This is a genomic window from Pseudomonas bharatica CSV86 (genome assembly GCF_000319305.2).
GTDB lineage: Bacteria > Pseudomonadota > Gammaproteobacteria > Pseudomonadales > Pseudomonadaceae > Aquipseudomonas > Aquipseudomonas bharatica.
The window spans coordinates 510,762-527,913 of record NZ_AMWJ02000001.1 but is presented as its reverse complement, the minus strand read 5'-3'; the positions used below and the strand labels follow the sequence as shown (position 1 = coordinate 527,913).

Annotated in this window: 19 protein-coding genes; 9 read left to right on the top strand and 10 right to left on the bottom strand. The window is 63.9% G+C overall.

Features of this window, described 5'->3' with window-relative positions; translation table 11 throughout:
- Positions 1 to 2 precede the first annotated feature (2 nt).
- Together CSV86_RS02455 and nhaA are read left to right on the top strand one after the other, a co-directional pair.
- Entirely contained in the window at positions 3 to 1,280 is a 1,278-nt protein-coding gene (locus tag CSV86_RS02455) for an ISL3 family transposase (protein ID WP_000610830.1), read from the top strand.
- Positions 1,281 to 1,441: 161 nt separating this feature from the next.
- The gene (gene nhaA, locus CSV86_RS02450) at positions 1,442 to 2,623 is read left to right on the top strand and encodes a Na+/H+ antiporter NhaA (RefSeq protein WP_009398594.1); all 1,182 of its coding nucleotides are present in this window, start codon (positions 1,442 to 1,444) and stop codon (positions 2,621 to 2,623) included.
- A 66-nt stretch (positions 2,624 to 2,689) separates the two neighbouring features.
- Here nhaA and CSV86_RS02445 read toward each other — a convergent pair whose 3' ends face one another.
- The gene (locus CSV86_RS02445) at positions 2,690 to 3,154 is read right to left on the bottom strand and encodes an outer membrane lipoprotein (RefSeq protein WP_009398593.1); all 465 of its coding nucleotides are present in this window, start codon (positions 3,152 to 3,154) and stop codon (positions 2,690 to 2,692) included.
- A 144-nt stretch (positions 3,155 to 3,298) separates the two neighbouring features.
- On the opposite strand from CSV86_RS02445, the gene CSV86_RS02440 reads away from it, so the two are divergent.
- Positions 3,299 to 3,532, top strand: coding sequence for a hypothetical protein (locus tag CSV86_RS02440; RefSeq protein ID WP_009398592.1), 234 nt, complete (start codon positions 3,299 to 3,301; stop codon positions 3,530 to 3,532).
- Here CSV86_RS02440 and pdxH read toward each other — a convergent pair.
- From pdxH to dinG, 5 genes are all read right to left on the bottom strand, one after another.
- A complete protein-coding gene (gene pdxH, locus CSV86_RS02435; RefSeq protein WP_009398591.1) occupies positions 3,529 to 4,176 on the bottom strand; it encodes a pyridoxamine 5'-phosphate oxidase in 648 nt (215 codons plus the stop codon). The two genes, CSV86_RS02440 and pdxH, sit on opposite strands and share 4 nt — an antisense overlap.
- Positions 4,177 to 4,195: 19 nt before the next feature.
- Positions 4,196 to 5,203, bottom strand: coding sequence for an OmpA family protein (locus CSV86_RS02430; RefSeq protein ID WP_009398590.1), 1,008 nt, complete (start codon positions 5,201 to 5,203; stop codon positions 4,196 to 4,198).
- A gap of 87 nt (positions 5,204 to 5,290) precedes the next feature.
- On the bottom strand, positions 5,291 to 6,436 hold the full coding sequence (locus CSV86_RS02425) for an EstA family serine hydrolase (protein ID WP_009398589.1): 1,146 nt from the start codon (positions 6,434 to 6,436) through the stop codon (positions 5,291 to 5,293).
- Between the two features lie 217 nt (positions 6,437 to 6,653).
- Positions 6,654 to 8,900: a beta-galactosidase gene (locus CSV86_RS02420; RefSeq protein ID WP_009398588.1), complete on the bottom strand. Its 2,247-nt coding sequence runs from the start codon at positions 8,898 to 8,900 to the stop codon at positions 6,654 to 6,656.
- A 182-nt stretch (positions 8,901 to 9,082) separates the two neighbouring features.
- The gene (gene dinG / locus CSV86_RS02415; protein WP_009398587.1) at positions 9,083 to 11,227 is read right to left on the bottom strand and encodes an ATP-dependent DNA helicase DinG; all 2,145 of its coding nucleotides are present in this window, start codon (positions 11,225 to 11,227) and stop codon (positions 9,083 to 9,085) included.
- A 99-nt stretch (positions 11,228 to 11,326) separates the two neighbouring features.
- Between dinG and CSV86_RS02410 the strand changes: the two genes are divergently transcribed.
- A complete protein-coding gene (locus tag CSV86_RS02410) occupies positions 11,327 to 11,791 on the top strand; it encodes a CopD family protein (protein ID WP_009398585.1) in 465 nt (154 codons plus the stop codon).
- A gap of 82 nt (positions 11,792 to 11,873) precedes the next feature.
- Here CSV86_RS02410 and CSV86_RS02405 read toward each other — a convergent pair whose 3' ends face one another.
- The 4 genes from CSV86_RS02405 to CSV86_RS02390 form a co-directional block, all read right to left on the bottom strand.
- Positions 11,874 to 12,632, bottom strand: coding sequence for a hypothetical protein (locus CSV86_RS02405; protein ID WP_009398583.1), 759 nt, complete (start codon positions 12,630 to 12,632; stop codon positions 11,874 to 11,876).
- Positions 12,625 to 12,897 carry a DUF1145 domain-containing protein gene (locus CSV86_RS02400; protein WP_009398581.1) on the bottom strand — a complete coding sequence of 91 codons (273 nt, stop codon included), beginning with the start codon at positions 12,895 to 12,897 and terminating at the stop codon, positions 12,625 to 12,627. Before CSV86_RS02400 ends, CSV86_RS02405 begins: the two co-directional genes overlap by 8 nt.
- A gap of 59 nt (positions 12,898 to 12,956) precedes the next feature.
- A complete protein-coding gene (locus CSV86_RS02395; protein ID WP_009398579.1) occupies positions 12,957 to 13,679 on the bottom strand; it encodes a PA1041 family peptidoglycan-binding anchor lipoprotein in 723 nt (240 codons plus the stop codon).
- 90 nt (positions 13,680 to 13,769) lie between these two features.
- Positions 13,770 to 14,468: a PA1041 family peptidoglycan-binding anchor lipoprotein gene (locus tag CSV86_RS02390; RefSeq protein ID WP_037060005.1), complete on the bottom strand. Its 699-nt coding sequence runs from the start codon at positions 14,466 to 14,468 to the stop codon at positions 13,770 to 13,772.
- A gap of 140 nt (positions 14,469 to 14,608) precedes the next feature.
- On the opposite strand from CSV86_RS02390, the gene CSV86_RS02385 reads away from it, so the two are divergent.
- The 5 genes from CSV86_RS02385 to CSV86_RS02365 all read left to right on the top strand — a co-directional run bounded on the left by CSV86_RS02385 (position 14,609) and on the right by CSV86_RS02365 (position 17,143).
- The gene (locus tag CSV86_RS02385; RefSeq protein ID WP_009398574.1) at positions 14,609 to 15,103 is read left to right on the top strand and encodes a DUF6231 family protein; all 495 of its coding nucleotides are present in this window, start codon (positions 14,609 to 14,611) and stop codon (positions 15,101 to 15,103) included.
- Between the two features lie 4 nt (positions 15,104 to 15,107).
- Positions 15,108 to 15,584, top strand: a complete 477-nt coding sequence (locus CSV86_RS02380) for a YchJ family protein (RefSeq protein WP_009398572.1) — start codon at positions 15,108 to 15,110, stop codon at positions 15,582 to 15,584.
- A gap of 2 nt (positions 15,585 to 15,586) precedes the next feature.
- Positions 15,587 to 16,060, top strand: a complete 474-nt coding sequence (locus tag CSV86_RS02375; RefSeq protein ID WP_170394326.1) for an LEA/WHy family protein — start codon at positions 15,587 to 15,589, stop codon at positions 16,058 to 16,060.
- Between the two features lie 6 nt (positions 16,061 to 16,066).
- On the top strand, positions 16,067 to 16,270 hold the full coding sequence (locus tag CSV86_RS02370) for an SEC-C metal-binding domain-containing protein (RefSeq protein ID WP_009394439.1): 204 nt from the start codon (positions 16,067 to 16,069) through the stop codon (positions 16,268 to 16,270).
- Positions 16,271 to 16,501: 231 nt separating this feature from the next.
- Positions 16,502 to 17,143 carry a glutathione binding-like protein gene (locus tag CSV86_RS02365; protein WP_009394438.1) on the top strand — a complete coding sequence of 214 codons (642 nt, stop codon included), beginning with the start codon at positions 16,502 to 16,504 and terminating at the stop codon, positions 17,141 to 17,143.
- The last annotated feature ends 9 nt before the right edge of the window (positions 17,144 to 17,152 follow it).

The window sequence follows — 17,152 nt, the reverse complement described above, 5'->3', positions numbered from 1 at the left end:
AGATGATTAATTCGTTAAGCCTTCCTGGGTACCAGTTGGTGGATTCTGATGAGCAGAATGAAGACATACATTTTCGGCTTGAAGCACCTACACCAGTAGCCTGCGAGGGGTGCGGCGTGCAGGGTGAGTTCGTGCGGTTCGGCAAGCGTGACGTTCCCTATCGTGATCTGCCCATCCACGGCAAGCGGGTCACTCTCTGGGTGGTCCGCCGCCGATACACCTGCCGGGCCTGCAAGACAACATTCAGGCCCCAGCTACCGGAGATGGTGGACGGATTCCGTATGACACTGCGGCTGCATGAGTACGTGGAGAAGGAATCCTTCAACCACCCCTACACCTTTGTGGCGGCACAGACCGGCCTGGACGAGAAGACGGTGCGCGACATCTTCAACGCCCGCGCCGAGTTCCTGGGGCGCTGGCACCGCTTCGAGACGCCCCGCATCCTGGGCATTGACGAGCTATACCTGAACAAGCGCTACCGCTGCATTCTGACCAACATTGAGGAGCGAACCCTGCTCGACCTGCTGGCCACCCGCCGCCAGGACGTGGTGACCAACTACCTGATGAAGCTGAAAGACCGGCAGAAGGTCGAGATCGTCAGCATGGACATGTGGAACCCCTACCGGGCAGCGGTCAAGGCTGTGCTGCCCCAGGCCCGTATCGTGGTCGATAAGTTCCATGTGGTGCGCATGGCCAACGATGCCCTAGAGAGAGTGCGCAAGGGCCTCAGAAAGGAGCTGAAACCGTCCCAGAGCCGGACTCTCAAGGGAGACCGGAAAATCCTGCTGAAACGCGCTCACGAAGTCTCAGACCGGGAGCGCCTCATCATGGAGACCTGGACAGGCGCGTTCCCGCAACTGCTGGCCGCCTACGAGCACAAGGAGCGCTTCTACGGCATCTGGGACGCCACCACACGGCTCCAGGCAGAAGCCGCCCTGGACGAGTGGATAGCCACCATCCCGAAGGGCCAAAAGGAAGTCTGGAGCGATCTGGTCAGGGCAGTGGGAAACTGGCGCGAAGAGACCATGACCTACTTCGAGACGGACATGCCCGTCACCAACGCTTACACGGAGTCCATCAACCGACTGGCCAAGGACAAGAACCGTGAAGGGCGCGGTTACTCCTTCGAGGTGATGCGGGCACGAATGCTCTACACCACGAAGCACAAGAAGAAGGCACCGACTGCGAAGGTCTCTCCTTTCTACAAGAAAACCATCGGTTACGGACTGCCGGACTTCGCAGAGGAACTCAACTACGGAGTCGATCTATCAACCATCTGATAATGGTATCAGGTTGGTGGGGTAAAGGTGCCCCATCAACCATTAAATCCGTATACCCCACTGAAACAGCTTATAACAAAAAAGAATATAGTTTTTATTTTAATGAATATCACAACGGGTTAGGGTGTTCGACCTTTTTGTCATTCGATGGAGGAGCGACCTTGCCTCTACGTAGCACATTCACCCGGTTCTTCCAGCTCGAAGCCGCCAGCGGCCTGCTGCTGATCGCCGCTGCGGTGCTGGCCCTTATCGTCAACAACTCGCCGCTGTCCTGGCTCTACAACGGCCTGCTGGAGGTACCGGTGGCCGTGCAGGTGGGTGCCCTGAGCATCGCCAAGCCGCTGCTGCTGTGGATCAACGACGGCCTGATGGCGCTGTTCTTCCTGCTCATCGGCCTGGAGGTCAAGCGCGAGCTGGTCGAGGGGCATCTGTCCAAGCCGTCCCAGGTGGTCCTGCCCGGCGCGGCAGCCCTTGGCGGCATGCTGGTGCCAGCCCTGATCTACTGGTTCATGAACCGCGACAACCCCGCCGCGATCGCCGGCTGGGCCATCCCCACCGCCACCGACATCGCCTTCGCCCTCGGCGTGCTGGCGCTGCTCGGCAAGCGCGTGCCGGTGTCGCTGAAGCTGTTCCTGATGACCCTGGCGATCATCGACGACCTCGGCGCGATCATCATCATCGCCCTGTTCTATTCCGGTGCCCTGTCGACCCTCTCGCTGATGCTGGCAGCCGCCTGCATCGCCGCACTGATCGCGATGAACCGCCTCGGCGTGGTCAAGTTAGGTCCGTACCTGGTGATCGGCCTTGTCCTCTGGGTCTGCGTACTCAAGAGTGGCGTGCATGCAACCCTGGCGGGCGTCACCCTGGCGTTGTGCATCCCGTTGCGCACGCGCAATGCCGAAACCTCGCCCCTGCTCACCCTGGAACACGCCCTGCACCCGTGGGTGGCCTTCGGCATCCTGCCCTTGTTCGCCTTCGCCAACGCCGGCGTGTCCCTCGCCGGGGTGACTCTTGAAAGCTTTACCCACGCCGTGCCCATGGGCATTGCCGTGGGCCTGCTGGCGGGCAAGACCATCGGGGTGTTCGGCCTGACCTGGATCGCCATCAAGCTGGGCCTGGCCGCCCTGCCGGCCGGGGCCAACTGGGGGCAGGTCCTCGGCGTGGCGATTCTCTGCGGCATCGGCTTCACCATGAGCCTGTTCGTCGGCTCCCTGGCCTTCGTCCCCGGCGCCAGCGAGTACGTGGGCATGGACCGCATGGGTATCCTCACCGGTTCGGTCCTTGCGGCCATCATCGGCTACACCATCACCGCCCTCTCCAGTCCGAAACAGCCAACCAGCTGACGATCGAGAGTCGTAAAAAAACCCCGAGCGGCTCAAGCCGACCGGGGTTTTCTTTTGCCGCAAGCCTTAGTGACTGACGCGGCTGGTGCCGTTTACGGTCATGATGCGCACGCGCTCGCCGACCCGGAAAATCTCGTTTTCCTGAACCTGCTGCACATAGGCACGCATGCTGCCGTCGTCTTCGCGCACGGTGATTTCCACGCCCTGGGTACGGGTCAGACCTTCTTCGGCGGCAGAGCCGGCCAGACCACCGGCAACCGCACCGATCACAGCGGCGACGATACTGCCGCGGCCGCCACCGATGGCGCTACCGGCAACCCCGCCGACCACCGCACCTGCACCACCGCCGATTGGCGTCTTGGTGCCTTCGATCTTGACCGGGCGCAGGGATTCGATGGTGCCCATGCGCACGGTCTGCACGCGGCGCGCCTCGTCACGGGAATAGGAATCACCGGACAGGTTCGAGGCACAACCGCCCAGCAACAGCGACATCGTGGTGAACGATGCGACCAGCAGTACAGATTTACGCATAGGAATCACTCCTTAAGACAGGTGCCCATTAGACTGCGCGCGTTGACGACTGTCACGACGTGCGATGGATAAAATTGCTTTCATTCAGCTCCGGTACAGGGGCATTCGGTCGGAACCGTCAGACAACCTGCAGGAAGAATAGACATGGATTACTTCATCATCGCCATCACCACCCTGGCCGGCCTGTATTTTCATGGCTGGCTCTATGTGCGGATCAGACGATGGACCGATCGTGACCTGGCGCTGTCCTTTGCCGGCAAGGACGAAAACAAGCGCGCATTCATGCTGCAAAGGTTGGATGCCGCAAGAGCGCAAAAGGTCAAGCGAAAGGAACTGGCGGCCTGGCTGGAACGCGAGGCCGCCAACTACGCCGGTTAAGGAGCCAGGCGCTCACGCAGCCAGTTGCCCTGCTCCAGGCGGTAATTCAGGCGGTCGTGCAGACGGCTGGCGCGCCCCTGCCAGAACTCGATGCGCTCCGGCAGCAGCCGGTAACCCCCCCAATGCTCCGGGCAGTGCGGCTGGGTATCGCTGAAGCGCTGCTCGGTAGCCTTGAGCAGGGCTTCAAGCTCGCCACGGTCGGCGATCACCCGGCTCTGCGGCGACGCCCAGGCGCCCAGGCGACTGCCCAGGGGGCGTACCTGGAAATACGCGTCTGACTCCTGCGCCGACACCTTCACCACCCGTCCTTCGATACGCACCTGCCGCTCCAACGCCGGCCAGAAAAAGGTCATGGCGGCGAACGGGTTGGCCAGCAGATGCTGGCCCTTGGCGCTCTCGTAGTTGGTGAAGAAGGTGAAACCGTGTTCGTCCAGGCCTTTGAGCAGCAGAACACGGCAATGCGGCCGGCCGTCGGCATCGACGGTGGCCAGGGTCATGGCGTTGGCTTCCACCGGCGCCTGCTCGGTTTTCACCGCGTCGGCGAACCACTGGTGGAACAGGGCGAACGGCTCGGCCGGGGCTTGCGCCTCGGCCAGGCCGTCACGGGTGTAGTCACGGCGCATATCAGCCAGTGTCTGGGTCATCTACAGCGTTCCTTGAGGATCAGTTGGTCTTCGCAGGGCTGTTGTTGACTGCCACCTTCTTGGCGGCAGGCTCGGCTTTTTTCGCAGCCGCTTTGGCTGGAGCCGCTTTTTTAGTGGCCGCGGCGGTTTTCGCCGGGGCGGTTTTCTTCGCCGTGGTGGCCTTGGCCGGGGCTTTCGCGGCAGCCTTGGCCGCCGGTTTTGCAGCAGGCTTGGCGGCAGCGGCGGCCGGCTTGACGTCCTGCACCGCGACCAGCTCAGCCGGGCTTGGGGTCGGTTGCTTATACTTGGCCACCAGGGCGACCATCGTCTCTTGCGGGGTCAGGATCATTTCCACGCGGCGGTTCAGGGAGCGGCCCTGGAGGCTGTCGTTGGCCGCACGCGGAGCGACCGAGCCCATCCCGCGCAGGGTCAGGCGGTCACGCTGCAGGCCGCTGAGACGGAAGATCGCCGACACCGATGCGGCGCGCTCCAGGCTGAGTTTCTGGTTAGTGGCGGCAGCGCCACTGCTGTCGGCATGGCCGAGGATCAGCACAGCGGTTTTCGGATCGGTTTCGATTACCTTGGCCACCTTGGTGATCGGGCCGAGGCTGATCGGCAGGAGCATGGCCGGACGGTCCGGGTTGTAGCCGCTGTCCACCGGCAAGGTCACCACCAGCACGTCTTCGCGGCGCTCCAGCTCCAGCTTGCTGTCCTTGATCGCCTCGCGCACCTTCGGCTCGTAATTATCCAGCCAGGCCTGGGTGGCCTTGACGTCGACCTTGGGTACCGCAGCGACCTTGTCCGCAGGTTTGTCATCGCTGCCGCCGAACGGCCACCACCAGTTGCCGCCCTCGGACTTGGCTTCGGCCTTGGCCTCGGACCTGGCGACCTTCTCCTGCACCGCTTCCTTCACTTCCTGGTCAGCCACTTTGTCCGAGCCGAACGGCCACCAGCCGTGGCCACTGTCCGCAGCGCCTTTCTGGGGGTTCTGGGCGCAGCCAGTGATGGCCAGGCACAGGGCGAGAGCTAAGGTTTTATGTGAAGACATCAGCGATACACCATGAAAATGAAGGAAAAATAGAAAAGAGCTGGTCACAGAATAGCCAACCGTGCCCGCGAGTACAGTGGCACCCGATCAAAGGCAGTCGGCGAGAACCCGCACCAGTTTCTGCGCGCGAGGGTCCATGAGGATGTAGGGGCCCAGGGTATTGGTGACGAACCCGAAGGCAACGTCATGTTCCGGATCGGCGAAACCTACCGAACCGCCCGCCCCGGGGTGCCCGAAGGCGCGAGCGCCAAGGCCGAAGGTGGCGTTGGCCACGGTGGGCTGGTCGAGCATGCAACCGAGGCCGAAACGGGTCTGGGTCAGGAGGGTCCTGTCGTCGCCAAGGCTGTGTTCGCGGGTCAATTCGTCGAGCAGTTCCGACTCCAGCAGGGTGCCGTCCAGAAGACCGGCGTAGAAACCGGCCAGGCTGCGGGCATTGCCATGACCATTGGCCGCCGGCTGCTGCATGCGCCGCCACTCGGGCTTGTTGGTGCTGGTGAGGATCGCCGGGGGATTGGTGAAGGCCCGGGTCGACAGGGCCTGGGGTTCGCTCATGGTGACCTTGAGCAGGCGCTGCGCCGCTGCATCGCCCAGGTTGCCCTTGCCCCGGGCAATATGGGCGACGCGGTGGAATTCGGCATCGTCCAGGCCGATGTGGAAATCCAGCCCCAGGGGCCTGGCAGTGCGGGCGACGATGGACTCGCCAGGGCCACGGCCATCGGCACGGCGGATCAGTTCACCGACCAGCCAGCCATAGGTGATCGCCGCATAGCCATGCGCGGTCCCCGGCTCCCACCAAGGGGCTTCGGCGGCCAGGGTGTCGACCATGGTCTGCCAATCATAGAGGGCTTCGGCGGGAAGCAGTTCGCGGATCGCCGGAAGGCCCGCGCGGTGGCTGAGCAGTTGGCGCAGGGTCACCGATTCCTTGCCGGCCTGGGCGAACTCGGGCCAGTAGCGGGCCACCGGGGCGTCCAGTTGCAGCTTGCCCTCGCCCACCAGTTGCAGGGCGGTCACGGCGGCAAAGGTTTTGGTGCAGGAAAACAGGTTGGCGATAGTGTCGCTGTGCCAGGCCTCATGGCCGTCCTTGTCGGCCGTGCCGGCCCAGAGGTCGACTACCGTCTCGCCACCGACCTGGATGCACAGGGCCGCACCGCGCTCCTGGGGATCATCGAAAAGTGCCGCAAAGGCCTCGCGTACCGCCTCGAACCTGAGTTCGAAATGACCCTGGATCTGCACCCGTTGACTCCCCTGGAAGCTGACTGAAAAGTGGCGTGCATTGTTTCAGCCCGCGAAGGATTTTGGAACAGACATGGGTCGGACAATAACCACTATTCATGCTGCATGACGCGGTCCCTGTGGGAGCTGGCTTGCCAGCGATGGGGCCCGGCCTGACAACATCCTTGTCATGGCTGCCTCATCGCTGGCAAGCCAGCTCCCACAGGGGGTTTGCGTGCTACTTGTTGGCGGGCTCGGCCTCGGGCTTGTGCGCCACACCCACGATCTGCTTCCCGACCTGCAGATTGGCCTTGCGCACCTGTTCGATGAAACCCTGATACGGCACGTCGGTGATTCCCACCAGACCGAAATGACCATTCTCGCCATCGAGCAGGCGCCCGCTGGCCGGCTGGTCGAAGAACTGGAACCAGTGCACACCGACGATCGCCGGCTCCTCCAGCGCCGCCTTGAGGAACGCGGCGTAAGCCGGCCCGCGGTCCTCCTCCCGTGCCACCTCCATCGGCCCCGGCCAGAACGGCCCGCGATCGCGAGAGCCAAAGTGGAACTCGGAGACCAGCACCGGCTTGTCCAGCTCGCGCAAGCGGGCGAAGTCGTAGCCATCCTGGGGTTTGGGCGTATAGAAGTTGAAACTCAGGACATCGCAGTACTGGGCGCAGGCCGCCACCGCTTCCGGTGTGGTCACGGCGAAACGACCGCCCAGCAGCAGATGGTTGGGCGCATGCCATTTCAGGGCATCGGAGATGGTCTTGAAGTAGGCATCGGCGAAGGAGCGCTGGAAGTGCTTGAAGTCTTCTTCGATCTGCGGGTGCTCGGCGCTTGGCAGCGGCGCCTCGAAGCCCGGATCTTCCATCAGTTCCCAGGCGGTCAGCTGGATACCCCAGGCCTTGGACAGGCCTTCCTGGTTACGGTACTTGTCGCGCAACTGCTTGAGGAAAGCGCGCTTGGCCGGTACGTCGGTGGTCAGGCGCAGGGTGCCGTAGGCCAGGCCATAGCGGGATTTCGGGTCATCTCCCGGGGCTGCCCAGGCCAGTTCGTTGTCGGCGAAGTAGCCGATCAGGAACGGGTCGTCACGATGATCACGGGCCGCGATGGCCACGGCACGCTCGGTAGCCATGGCGAAACGCGGGTCGAACGGGTCGGGCATGGCGCCCCACCAGTCCATGCCGGTGCTGATGCTGGCGTAATCGCCGACGATTGCCAGCGGCAGGGTGTAGGGCACCCGCTCGGCCTGTTCCAGGCTCGACTCGCTCCAGTTGCCAAGGGTGTTGAAGCCCCAGGCCTGCAGGCGATCGAGGGTGTGGGCTTGCCAGCGGGCGGTGTCGAGGACAGGCGGCGGGCAGGGTTTGGCGTCTGCTGTCGGTGTCGGACACGGCTTGCCGTAGGCCCTTTCCAGGTTGGCGGCATAGAAGTCGAACCAACGGCCCTGGTTGAAGTTGCGGCCTTTCGACGAGGCATTGCCGTCGTTGTTGTTGCCTTCGCCGTAGAAGGCGGCCAGCGGCGAGTCGGCTTTCGGCAAGTCGCTGAACATGCTTTCGCGACCGGCGACATAAGTGCGCCCGGGTTCGTCATTCACCGCGTTGACGCCCAGCGAGTAGAACGGATGCCCTTCCGGGGTCACCAGGTACCAGCGGCCATCGCGCTTGACGGTGCGGAAGAAGCCCTTGGCATCGAAGGTCTGGCCGCCGGTCCAGCCGCCGAAGCGGTCCAGCGGTTGCTTCTCGCGCTCGGCGAGCCAGCTCTTGAGTTGTTGCTGTTCTTTACCGGCCGCGGCCTTGAGCTGTTCGTCGCTGGCGACCTTTTCCGGCCAGCGACCCCGGCTGTATTGGCCGTAGCCGTCGATCAACTGGCTATAGGCGGCCTGTTGCGGGCGCTCGTCATCCTGCACGTTGATCCGCTCGATGAGCACGCTCTGGGCGACGTTGGGCTGGTTCATCGACAGGCTGATGGCGCTGACCTGGCTCAGGTCCAGCTCGCCGCTGCTGCTGGCAACGATCAGGCGCTGGCCCTCGTACGTCCACGGCATCGGCGGACCGGCGCGCATGCCCTGGCTCAAGGGCGAAGCGGCCTGCAGCGGGATGACCACGGTCTGCGCCGGGCCGGCGGGCAGGTCGATGCGGCTGGTGAGGGTCTTGCCATCGGCGCTCTGCACAGTGACGTTCAGGGTCAGGGCCCAGTCCATGCCGCTTTGCAGGCGCAGGGTCAGGGTTTTCTGCGCGGACCAGTCCCACAGGCCGGACTGCGGGCTCATGCGCAGGCTGGGCCGCTGCACCGGGTTGAATACCACCCGCCGCAGCACCTCGCCCTCGGCCGTCTGTTCCGCGTTGTACTGCGGCAGGCTGGCATCCTCGGTCGCCACGTTGACCACCGAGGTCGGGCGCACGAAGTTGAACAGCGTCTGTTGCGCAGCCAGCAAGGGTTGGCTGAGCACTAGCAGGAAGGCGGCAGGAAGGGTACGGCGCAACATGGGGCTGGAGTTCTCCTTGAGGGGCCTTTTCAGGGGCCTTGGTTCCGGTGATAGACAGCGGCAAGTGCAAAAGATTTGTATGGAGGCTGATGGCCTCATCGCTGGCAAGCCAGCTCCCACAGGTTCTGCGATGCACGCGGTCCCTGTGGGAGCTGGCTTACCAGCGATGAGGCCCTCAAGAACTACGAAATTTCCCGACGGAACGGCGGCAGCGCATTGAGGATAGCCTTCCCATAGCGCTGGGTAACCACCCGACGGTCAAGCAAGGTGATGGTCCCGCGATCCTGCTCGGTACGCAGCAAACGCCCGCAGGCCTGGATCAGCTTCAAGGAGGCATCCGGCACGGAGATCTCCATGAACGGATTGCCTCCCCGCGCTTCGATCCACTCGGCCAGCGCCGCTTCCACGGGATCGTCAGGCACGGCGAAAGGAATCTTGGCGATCACCACGTGCTCGCAGTACGCCCCCGGCAAGTCCACGCCCTCGGCGAAACTGGCCAGGCCGAAGAGTACGCTGGACTCGCCGTCATCGACCCGTGCCTTATGCTTGTTCAGGGTTTCCTGCTTGGACAGGTTGCCCTGGATGAACACCTGCCGGCGCCAGTCGCGGTCCAGGCCGTCGAACACGTCCTGCATCTGCTTGCGCGAGGAGAACAGCACCAGCGAACCCCGCGAGCCCTCCACCAGTTCCGGCAGGTCACGGATGATCGCGGCGGTGTGGGCAGCGGCGTCCCGCGGGTCGGCGCGCAGGTCCGGGACCCGCAGCACGCCGGCGTCGGTGTGGTGGAACGGGCTTGGTACCACCGCCGTGACCGCGGCCTTCGGCAGGCCCGAGCGCATGCGGAAACGGTCGAACGTGCCCAGTGCGGTGAGGGTCGCGGAGGTGACCAGGGCACCATGGGCGACATTCCACAGGTTGCGCCGCAGCATCTCGGCCGCAAGGATCGGGCTGGCATTGACCTCGATATCGAACAGCGCCCCGCTTTCGGCCAGGGTCAGCCAGCGCGCCATGGGCGGGCTGTCTTCCGGGTCCTCGGCGGTGAAGGCGGTCCACAGCTCCCAGTTGCTGCCCGCGCGGGTCAGCAGGGTGCCGAACAGCGGGTACCACTCTTCGGCCTGATGGCTGGGAATACCGATATTGACCTCGCCATCCATGCCTTCCTTGAGCAGGTCGGCCAGGCGGGTGAACAGGTCGTTGAGGCGGGCGAAGCCCTTCTTCAACTCGATGCCGATCTCGCGGATATGCTCCGGGACCACCCCGCCGATGAAGCGGTAACGCGGGCGTTCACGGCCTTCGGCATCCTCGCCGGGGCGGAAATCGGCGACCTGCTCGCAAGCGGCGAACATGAATTGCTGGTGGTTCTTGATCTCCCGCGCCAGCTCGGGAACCTGCTCGATGTACTTGCCCAGGTCACCCGGCAACGGGTTCTGCGCCAGCAGCTTGGTCAGGTTCTTCGCGGTCTGCTCCAGCCAGTCCGCCGTGGAGCGCAGGCGGCTGTAGTGGGCGAAGTGGCCGATGGCCTTGTCCGGCAGGTGATGACCTTCGTCGAACACATAGATGGTGTCGCGCGGATCCGGCAGCACTGCACCGCCGCCCAGGGCCAGGTCGGCCAGGACCATATCGTGGTTGGTGACGATCACGTCGACCTTGCCCATGCCTTCGCGAGCCTTGTAGAAGGTGCACTGGCCGAAGTTCGGGCAGTGGCGTCCGGTGCACTGGCTATGGTCGGTGGTCACCCGTGCCCAGTCCTGGTCTTCCAGGGCGGTGGGCCAACTGTCGCGGTCACCGTCCCAACGGTTGCCGGCCAGCTTCTCGATCATGCTGTTGAAGAGTTTCTGGCTGGCTTCGTCCACCTCGATCCTGAAGCCTTCTTCCTCGAAAAGCTGGGCCGTGGCGCTTTGCGCATGGCCTTCCTGGAGCAGCAGGTCGAGTTTCGACAGGCACAGGTAGCGGCCTCGGCCCTTGGCCAGGGCGAAGCTGAAGTTCAGGCCGCTGTTGCGCATGAGGTCGGGCAAATCCTTGAAGACGATCTGTTCCTGCAGGGCGACGGTAGCGGTGGCGATCACCAGGCGCTTGCCGGCAGCCTTGGCCGCGGGAATCGAGGCGAGGCTGTAGGCCACGGTCTTGCCGGTACCGGTACCGGCTTCCACCGCCACCACCGCCGGTTCGCCGCTGCGCCGGCCTTCGTCATCGCAATCGATGTCGCCGAGGACCTTGGCCACTTCGGCGATCATCAGGCGCTGGCCATAGCGAGGCTTGAGGCCCTTGGCCTCGAGGAAACGCGAATAGGCGCCCTGAATCTGGGACTTGAGTTCGTTGCTGATCATGGTCTCGGGCGCCCGCGAAGGGCTGGATATATTTTCAGTGTTTCGAATGAGCGGGCTATCATACCCGCCAATTTCCCTTTGCGCTGAATGGAGTGCCCGATGACCGCCTTTGCCCTTCCTTATAGCCTGCATGTGCTGGCCGCCCTGGTGTGGGTCGGCGGCATGTTCTTCGCCTGGATGGTCTTGCGTCCGGCGGCCGCCACGGTGCTGGAGGGCCCGGCCCGCTTGCAATTGTGGCTGGAAGTGTTTTCCCGGTTCTTCAGCTGGGTATGGATCGCGATCCTGGTTCTGGCAGTCAGTGGTGTCGGGATGTTGCATATGCACTTCGGCACCCTCGACACCGCGCCGCGGCATGTGCAGGTGATGATTGGCGGCGGCATCGCGATGTTCGCGCTGTTCATGCGCATCCAGAGCCTGCTGCTACCGGAAATGCGCAAGGCAGTGGAGGCCGGGGACTGGGCAGCGGGCGCTGCCGTACTGGGAAAAATCAGGAAGATGGTGGGGATCAATCTGCTGTTGGGGATTGCCGTGGTATTGGTGGCAGCTACCCGGCTTTCCTTCTGACTTCGAGGGCCTCATCGCTGGCAAGCCAGCTCCCTGTGGGAGCTGGCTTGCCAGCGATGAGGCCCTGAAGAACAAAGAAGATTCAGAGGCGCTGAACACTCAACTCGCCAGCAGCCCCAGCCATCCCAGGCTGCCCTTCCAGCCCGGGCCGGCCATCGGCCCCGGCCTCGGTGCGATACACCAGGCAGCCCTTGCTCGCCCCACCCTGCCCGGCTTTGCCCGCTGCACCGGCCTTGCCCGGCGCCCCACCTTCAAGCCGCACCTTGATCTGTTCGGCCGGATAATCCGCCGGCAATGCCAGGCGCACCCGGCCACCGGCCGAGCCGTCGTGGCCGTCGCCACCGTTGTCGCCATTCGCCCCGCGACTGGCCGAACCCCAGGTGCAGCCGCCGGCCTTGCCATTGGCGCCATCCAGCCCGACATACCCCGGCGCTCCGGCGCCGCCCCGGGCGTCGATGGCCAGTACGGGCGCCTGCAACTGCTGCAAGCGCAGATCGAGGTTGCGCCCCGGCCTGGCGGCGCGCTCATAGGTACCGGCCATGCCGGTGGCGGTAATCAGGCTGCCTTCATCCAGTTGCGCCCGCTCCACCGCGATGCGCAAGGTTTCATCGGCCGGCACCACGGAAATCCGCGCGTCACGTCCCAGGTGCAGTTGGTCGACCTTGAGCTCCACCAGGCTGGCCGGCAGGACCAGGGTGGCCGAGTCCGCCACCTCGAGCCGCTCCAGATGCACCACGCCGGCCTTGCCCGCCAGGCGCAACACCGAGTGGGGCTCGACGTTCAGTGAACCGGCCAGGGCCAGCGGGCTGAACATCGCAGTCAACAGCAACAGCTTACGCATGCGGTACTTCCTTGGGTGCGGGAATGGAGAGGATATGGAAGATGCCCACCAGGAGGATCTGCAAGCGGTCGAACCAACGGTGGCTGCGCTCGCGCAGGCGACCGTTATAGAACAGCACTTCCAGCAGGTGCAAGCCCAGCAGGGCGGCGCCCGCCAGGTTGATCAACTGATGGAAGGGTTTCTCCGCCGGCATCAGCAGATTGGCCAGCACCACCCACCAGAACAGCACGGTCAGGACCTTGAACAGGCCCAGCAGTGTTTTCATCCGTCGTTCTCCTCAAACCGTGGCGGCCCGTGCGCAAACGGACCGCCAGCGTTGCCGGATCAATTCAGATGCAGCTCGACCCGGCGATTCTGCGCACGCCCTTCGTCGGTTTCGTTGTCGGCCACCGGCTCGCTTTCGCCACGGCCCATGCTGGTGACTTTCTGCGGCGCAATGCCCTCGTTTATCAGCCAGGTCGCCACCGCCCCGGCACGCCGTTCGGAGAGCGCCTGGTTGTAGGCATCGGTGCCCTTGCTGTCGGTATGCCCGACCACCCGGATACTCAGGACCTGCGCACCGCTCAATCTTTCCACCAGCCCTTGCAGTTGCTGCCGGGCCGCCGGGGTCAGTTCGGCGGAATCGAAGGCGAACAGCACGTTGCCCTGGTCGCTCAGGGTAATCACCTCGGGCTGCGGCGGTTCAGGCTCGGCGACCTTCTGCGCAGGCGGGTACTGCGGCAACGGGCAGCCGTTGTGGCTGACTGGGGTGTTGGCCGGCGTATCCGGGCAACGGTCGCGGCGGTCGAAGACCCCGTCACCGTCCTGGTCGCCATCCTGGACAAAACAGATCAAGCCACCGGCAATGGCACCGGCCGCCGCGCCACCACCGGCCCAGGCCGAACTTTCGATGGCGCCGAGACCGCCACCGACCAGCCCGCCCAGCAGGCTGCAGATCGGCCAGGTACGTTGATTGAGCGGAGCGCTGCCGTCGCTGTGGGTTGCACAACCTGAAAGCAGGCCGGCTGCCAGTAACACCGGAAGCGCGGCCTTGGTGAGTGCGTTCATGGGGAAATGCCTCCTGTGTTACCGGCCATTACCGGCACACAGGAGTAAAGACCGGCCCGTGGCAGTTCTCAAGCCACGGGCCGCGGGACATCAACGCTGGATCTTGATCTCGGTACGGCGGTTCATGGCCCGGCCTTCCGCAGTTTTGTTATCGGCGACCGGCTGGCTTTCACCTGCGCCGCTGACCGAAACGAAGTAACCCTGCGGCACTCCGCTTTCCACCAGGTAGCGAACCACCGAGTGGGCACGTTTGTCCGACAGCCGCTGGTTGTAGGCATCGGAGCCGACACTGTCGGTATGTCCGGTCACGGTCAGTTGCACACCCTCTTTCTCTGCCCGCAGGCGTTCGGCGATGGTGTTCAGGCGCGACTTGTCGGCAGCGGTCAGCTTGTCGGAGTCGAAGGCGAAGTGCACATCGCGGATGACGATGGTTTCCTCCTTCACCACCACCACTTCCTCGACCACAGGCGGTGCGGGCGGAGCCAGCGGGCAACCGGTGGCATCCACCGGAGTGCCACGCGGCGTGCCCGGGCACTTGTCGCGGCTGTCCGGTACGCCATCGCCGTCTTCATCGCCATCACCATGCACCCAGCAATACGCAGCCGCCATCGAGCCGCCCACCAGCGCGCCCCAACCCGCCCAACTGCTGCTTTCAATGGCGCCCAACGCGGCACCGCCGACACCCCCGACCGCCGCGCATTTCGGCCAGTCGGTCTTTTGCAGACCTGCACAACCAGTCAGTACGCTGGTTAGCAGAACCAGAGGTAAAGCTGTGCGAACTATGCTCATCTGTTGCTTCTCCATGGGAAATGTGCCTTGCGGTACCGCTGCTCTGGGAGTAAAGACCGCCGATTCCATCTCCGCCAGCAATAAGCCATGACGCGAAAGCCTTTGCCCGCTAGGCTTGGCGGAACAGACGAGGATCTTCGATGACCGAGAGTTTTTCTTCGCGCACGCCGCAACAGGCCCTGGCGGCGCTGCTGGATCACTACGCCCCGCACAGTGTGCTGCTGGTGGGTGCGTCCTTCCCTGCACTCGACGCCTTCGCCGCAGCGCATCCGCGAGCCAGCATCGATATCGCCAGCCCCGGCCCGCTGCCGGCAGAACTGGCCGGCAAGCGCTACGACCTGGCGTTGCTGGTGGATTGCCTGGAGCACCTGGAGAAACGCGACGGCCTGCAACTGCTGGGCGGCATCCGCAATCTCAATGCCAGTCGTATCGCCGTGCTCGCCGACAAGGGCGCCAGCCAATGGGAAGACCGCGACTTCTATTCCCTGGCCTTGCAGGCCAGCGAGCGTTTCCGCCGCGACGAGCAGGTGCTCGACCTGTTCACCTACGACGTGCGCGACTACAAGCAGGTCCCGGATTGGCTCAACGCCAAGTTCTGGGCCAACCCGCAAAATTTCGGCAAGTACTGGTGGTGACACGATGAGCGTTTCGGTTTGTCCCTGCGGCAGCGGCAACCTGCTGGACGCCTGCTGCGGGCATTATCACGCCGGGCATCCGGCTCCCGACGCCCAGGCCCTGATGCGCTCGCGCTACAGCGCCTATGTGCTGGGCCTGGTCGATTACCTGGTGGCTACCACCCTGCCGGTGCAGCAGGCCGGGCTCGACCGCGCCGCCATCGCCGCGTGGAGCGCCCAAAGCACCTGGCTGGGACTCGAGGTTGAATCGGCCGAGGTGTTCGGCGGCCAGCCCGAGCATGCCTTCGTTACCTTCACCGCGCGCTGGCACGACCTGGACGGTGAACACAGCCACCGTGAGCGCTCGGCCTTCGTGCAGAACCAGGGCCGCTGGTATTTCATCGACCCGACCGTGGGCCTCAAGGCCGGGCGCAACGACGCCTGCCCCTGCGCCAGCGGGCAGAAGTTCAAGAAATGCTGTTCGAGTTACGTCGGTAACTGAGCATGGCGATGCTGGCGCGCCTGCTGCTGTTCAGCCTGCTGCTGGGCCTGGGCGGTTGCGCCAGCTGGTTCGACAGCGACTGGCGCGAACCGCAAGTGCACCTGGTCAAGATCGAAACGGTGAAGGCGCGCCTGCTGCAGCAGCATTTCATCCTTCACCTGCGTATCGATAACCCCAACGACAGCACCCTGCAGGTTCGCGGCCTGAGCTATGCCGTACGCCTCAACGACATGCTGCTGGCCGAAGGCGACGACGGCCAGTGGTTGCGGGTCGATGCCAATGGCAGCCGGATCTTCAAGGTCGAGGTGCGTACCAACCTGTGGAAGCACGCCAGGCCGGTGGCGAAGATGCTGCGCCAGCACACGCCCCTGCATTACCGCCTCGAGGGCACGCTGCGCACCGGATTATTCTTCGCCCGCGACCTGCACTTGGCGCGCAGTGGTGAGATAATCCCCGGCGATTTTTTCCCGGAGTAACCTGCAATGAACCAGCAACCCCACGTCCACGGCCCAGACTGCAACCACGACCACTACCACGATCACCACCACGACCACGGCCATGTACATGGCCCGCACTGCAACCACGGCCACCAGGAGCCGGTGCGCAACGCCCTGAAGGACGTCGGTCGCAACGATCCTTGCCCGTGCGGCAGCGAGAAGAAATTCAAGAAGTGCCACGGCGCCTGAGTTTGGTGGCTTTGTACGAGAAGTGACTGCGCGGCGATCAGGCAAGGCGAAAACAGGCGAGGAAGCGGAGTTTGCTGGTTGCAAATGAGCATTCCGAGCCTGTTTTCAACGCAGCATGATCGTCGCGCAGGCATTTATCGTACAAAGCCAAGTCTGTAACAGCGGTCGGGCTTTGTGGTATCCATGACGCCCACCGCTGCGCTGGAGCGCAGCAGACTGACGGAGCGCCTCATGATCGATCTGTACTACTGGACCACCCCCAACGGCCACAAGATCAGCCTGTTCCTTGAGGAGACCGGCCTTCCCTACCGGATCCACCCGATCAACATCGGCAAGGGCGAGCAATTCGCCGCCGACTTCCTGAAAATCGCCCCCAACAACCGCATCCCGGCCATCGTCGACCACGACACGGCGGACGGCCAGCCATTGTCGCTGTTCGAATCCGGGGCCATCCTGCTCTACCTCGCCGAGAAAACCGGGAAATTCATTCCCCAGGATCTGCGCGGCCGCCAGGAAGTCCTGCAATGGCTGTTCTGGCAGATGGGCGGGCTCGGCCCGATGGCCGGGCAGAACCACCATTTCAACCGTTTCGCGCCGGAAAAGATCCCCTACGCGATCAAGCGCTACGTCGACGAGACCGCGCGCCTGTACGGCGTGCTGAACAAGCGCCTGGCCGACCGACCGTTCGTCGCCGGAGAGGCCTACAGCATCGCCGATATGGCGATCTATCCGTGGATCGTTTCGCACAAGTGGCAGGAGCAGAATCTCGACGATTTCCCCCACCTGAAGGCCTGGTTCGAAGGTATTCAGGCGCGTCCGGCGACCCAGCGCGCCTACGCCCTGGTGGAGAAGATCAACCCGCCGCAGAAATAAGCTCACATG

Bases quoted from the DNA above. Each gene is read 5' to 3' on its own strand.
- pdxH (WP_009398591.1), bottom strand. From the start codon at position 4,176: ATGACCCAGACACTGGCTGATATGCGCCGTGACTACACCCGTGACGGC.
- CSV86_RS02390 (WP_037060005.1), bottom strand. From the start codon at position 14,468: ATGAGCATAGTTCGCACAGCTTTACCTCTGGTTCTGCTAACCAGCGTA.
- CSV86_RS02395 (WP_009398579.1), bottom strand. From the start codon at position 13,679: ATGAACGCACTCACCAAGGCCGCGCTTCCGGTGTTACTGGCAGCCGGC.
- CSV86_RS02380 (WP_009398572.1), top strand. From the start codon at position 15,108: ATGAGCGTTTCGGTTTGTCCCTGCGGCAGCGGCAACCTGCTGGACGCC.
- CSV86_RS02410 (WP_009398585.1), top strand. From the start codon at position 11,327: ATGACCGCCTTTGCCCTTCCTTATAGCCTGCATGTGCTGGCCGCCCTG.
- CSV86_RS02405 (WP_009398583.1), bottom strand. From the start codon at position 12,632: ATGCGTAAGCTGTTGCTGTTGACTGCGATGTTCAGCCCGCTGGCCCTG.
- CSV86_RS02455 (WP_000610830.1), top strand. From the start codon at position 3: ATGATTAATTCGTTAAGCCTTCCTGGGTACCAGTTGGTGGATTCTGAT.
- CSV86_RS02430 (WP_009398590.1), bottom strand. From the start codon at position 5,203: ATGTCTTCACATAAAACCTTAGCTCTCGCCCTGTGCCTGGCCATCACT.
- CSV86_RS02420 (WP_009398588.1), bottom strand. From the start codon at position 8,900: ATGTTGCGCCGTACCCTTCCTGCCGCCTTCCTGCTAGTGCTCAGCCAA.
- CSV86_RS02385 (WP_009398574.1), top strand. From the start codon at position 14,609: ATGACCGAGAGTTTTTCTTCGCGCACGCCGCAACAGGCCCTGGCGGCG.
- CSV86_RS02370 (WP_009394439.1), top strand. From the start codon at position 16,067: ATGAACCAGCAACCCCACGTCCACGGCCCAGACTGCAACCACGACCAC.
- CSV86_RS02365 (WP_009394438.1), top strand. From the start codon at position 16,502: ATGATCGATCTGTACTACTGGACCACCCCCAACGGCCACAAGATCAGC.
- dinG (WP_009398587.1), bottom strand. From the start codon at position 11,227: ATGATCAGCAACGAACTCAAGTCCCAGATTCAGGGCGCCTATTCGCGT.
- CSV86_RS02445 (WP_009398593.1), bottom strand. From the start codon at position 3,154: ATGCGTAAATCTGTACTGCTGGTCGCATCGTTCACCACGATGTCGCTG.
- CSV86_RS02375 (WP_170394326.1), top strand. From the start codon at position 15,587: ATGGCGATGCTGGCGCGCCTGCTGCTGTTCAGCCTGCTGCTGGGCCTG.
- CSV86_RS02440 (WP_009398592.1), top strand. From the start codon at position 3,299: ATGGATTACTTCATCATCGCCATCACCACCCTGGCCGGCCTGTATTTT.
- CSV86_RS02400 (WP_009398581.1), bottom strand. From the start codon at position 12,897: ATGAAAACACTGCTGGGCCTGTTCAAGGTCCTGACCGTGCTGTTCTGG.